The organism is Epilithonimonas hominis (genome assembly GCF_003730015.1).
Lineage (GTDB): Bacteria > Bacteroidota > Bacteroidia > Flavobacteriales > Weeksellaceae > Epilithonimonas > Epilithonimonas hominis.
In genome coordinates, this window is sequence record NZ_RJTU01000024.1 from 1 (window position 1) to 3103 (window position 3103).

The following is a 3103-nucleotide window of genomic DNA, read 5'->3' on the forward strand; positions in this document are numbered from 1 at the left end:
CAAAATAATATACATTTTACTGAAATAAAAAATCCGCCTCAAATTTTGTTGTGAGACGGATTCTTTTATTTCTAAATTTGTACTATGAACTACAGTTCCGAACTCAAAAAATTCTTAACCAGCCAATATATCTATTCCGGAGCCAGGATTGCTCTGGCTATTGTGATTCCCAGTATTATTCTGGCACAGCTTGGCTTGCTGAAAGAGTTTTTCCTATTCCCACTCGGAACCAGTTTCGTGGGTTTGACCGATCAGCCCGGACCTTTTATCAGGAGAAGAAATACACTCCTTATTTCTGTGGTCACCTTTTTTCTAATTGCGCTTATTGCAAGCCTCGTAAAAGATTTTCCGGTGGCTGTATATTTGGAAATTATCATTTTCGGGTTTTTCTTTTCTATGATCGGTGTCTATGGTCTCAGGCTCGCGGTATTCGGTTCCATTGCATTAGTCGTTCTGAGTATTTTTATAGACGGACATCTCACCGGAAATGATATCTTCAAAAGTTCATTTATATTTTTCCTCGGTTGTCTGTGGTTTTTTGTGGTATTTATGATTGTCACTAGGCTACAGCCTTACAAGCTGGCAAGTCAGGTTGTTGGTGAGAATTATCTGGAACTAGCGGATTATCTCAGGATCAAAGCAAAATATTATTCTAAAAATCCTGATTATGATGCTTTGCTTAATCAGCTTATTTCTCAGCAAATCAAAATAAAAAATCATCAGGAAGACACCAGGGAAATTGTTTTTAAAACAAGGCAGATCGTCAATGAATCTACAACACAAAGCAGGATTCTGATGCTAATGTTTCTTAACTCTATTGATCTATATGATAAGCTTCTGACTTCTGAGAATGATTATAAAAGGATGAATCTTGTCTTCGGTGATTCCGCATTACTTCAGAAAATCTATTATTTTCTACTTCTTATGGCAGATGAGATTACCAATTTGGGCATTTCTCTTCAGAGCGGTTCGGAATTCAGGCAGATTACTAATTTTGACGCAGAGCTAAAGAACATTTACGATGAATTTTTTGATTACCGAGCTCAGAAATTTTCCCCGGATACATTAGAAGACTTTATGATGATGCGCCAGATCCTGATGAGGATTACCGAAATCACCGATGAAGTCAAAACAATCTTTAAAGTTAATTCTCAGGATCAGAAACTCGCCAAGAGTCTTTCCACAGGATTGGACTATTCCAAATTTCTCCCAAAAGAAGAAAAGCTGAACCGAAAAGTGTTCCTTTCCAATTTTTCTTTAGACTCCAGTCACTTTCGTCATGCAGTGAGAGTGACGGTTGCCTTGCTTCTTGGCTACATTGTATCGCGCTTTTCAATCCTCGGAATAGGTCATTCTTACTGGATACTTATTACCATTATTGCCATTCTGAAACCAGCTTACGCCACTACGAAACACAGAAATCTTCTCCGGCTCTACGGTACTGCAGCCGGCGCAGTAATAGCTTACATTCTATTATATTTTATCCAGGAACCAACGGCCTTGCTAGTAATCCTACTCTTAAGTATGATTTTATGTTTCAGTCTGTTGAAATCCAGTTATTCCTGGGCCGTTTTATTTATGACGATTTATATATTTCTGTCATTCAACTTTCTGAATCCGGGAAATGTTAATCTGATTTTCAAAGACAGGCTTCTTGATACCATCATTGGCGGTGCAGTAACTTTTCTGGTGGCTTATTTCATCCTGCCGGTTTGGGAACACACACAGAATCTGACACTGATGAAAAAATCCTCCAAAAGCAACCTGGATTATTTCCGGTTAGTGATGGATCATTTCATTAAAAAAGAAAATGTGGATGACCAAGATTTCCGTCTGAAAAGGAAGAATGCCATTATAGATCTGGCAAACCTATCCGACAATTTTCAGAGAATGATTTCTGACCCCAAAAATCAGCAAAGAAAGCTAGAAACCGTTCACCAGTTTGTGACCACAACACATTTGATTACAGCTTACACAGCATCGCTTTCCCAATACGCCAAATCTGGTCATGAGTTTCCTGAAATCGATTTTCAAAATTGGAAAATCAAAATCTCCGCAGAATTATTACGAACATCATCCCTACTCTATCAACAAGATCTGGATGAAAAAATACGTTCCGAAAGTCACATAAAACCAGAAGATCAAGTTTTTGATTTATTAGAAAAAAGAAAAGCCGAATTGGAAAATCAGGTGATTTCTGACGAACGAAAATTTGGCATCAGCCATTTGACAGAAATAAAAAACATCAAAGAATTACTAGAATTGATCTATGACGTTGCAAAAGATCAGCGGAAAATTATTGAAGAATATTTGATTCATCAATCCACAACTGCGAAACAATAGTTATCAAAGAAATTGATTTTGGCGGTGTAAAAATCTTCATTCTCCAAATCATAAACTCTGCTTTTCACCGTAAATTCTTTCTGCAATTCAAAAGGCAAAACATCGTAATGCTTTTTCAAAGACCAATGTTTGCTGTGATGAATTTTGTAAAGCGCTTCTTTCACACACCAGATTGCCGTTAAAAAATCAACTTCCTCAGAATTATCAATATAAGCATCTTCGTGAAGAATAAACTTATGCCGAATTTTTTTGATTTTTTCTTTACGTTTTTCCAGGTCTATTCCCACTCGCTTTTTAGAAATGGTTAAAGCCGCTAAAGGATAAGAATGACTAATAGAAATATGATGATCCTGCGGAAAAAGATAAGGTTCACCATTTTCTCGATATAAAATTTTGTGATCCGGAAGAATCGTTTTCAGCATTTTTCTTACCATCAAAACCTCAGCAATTTTGTTCGGATGATAGCCAAGAATTTTAGCTTGATTTTCTGGTTCCAGTAAAAGATCAGAATCCAATTCTTCATTTTCATCAAATTCCCAAATCAGAATTTTAGTAACATCATCAGAAAGATCTTTATAGAGTGGCATCTATTATTTTTTTTGAATGCTTAAAATTAATAAAAAAAGACGACTTCAAAAATCACAAATCTGAATCGCATACCTTAAAAATGCCTTAAAAAATACTCATTAAACCTGTTGTGCATTTAGCACAAATTAATTTTTAACTTATTCAAACTTCTCTTGAAGACGAAAAAATTTAG

General features: G+C 35.9%; 2 protein-coding genes. One reads left to right on the forward strand and one right to left on the reverse strand.

The features are described 5' to 3' along the window. Positions 1-84: 84 nt before the first annotated feature. Complete coding sequence (locus tag EGH73_RS03565) at positions 85-2343, forward strand: FUSC family protein (protein ID WP_123280729.1); 2259 nt, start codon at positions 85-87, stop codon at positions 2341-2343. Here EGH73_RS03565 and EGH73_RS03570 read toward each other — a convergent pair. Continuing rightward, positions 2319-2930, reverse strand: a complete 612-nt coding sequence (locus tag EGH73_RS03570) for a 4'-phosphopantetheinyl transferase family protein (RefSeq protein WP_089769996.1) — start codon at positions 2928-2930, stop codon at positions 2319-2321. The two genes, EGH73_RS03565 and EGH73_RS03570, sit on opposite strands and share 25 nt — an antisense overlap. Positions 2931-3103 lie beyond the last annotated feature (173 nt).

What these genes read in the sequence shown, in the direction of transcription:
- EGH73_RS03570 (WP_089769996.1), bottom strand. Translation starts at nt 2,930, where the DNA reads ATGCCACTCTATAAAGATCTTTCTGATGATGTTACTAAAATTCTGATT.
- EGH73_RS03565 (WP_123280729.1), top strand. Translation starts at nt 85, where the DNA reads ATGAACTACAGTTCCGAACTCAAAAAATTCTTAACCAGCCAATATATC.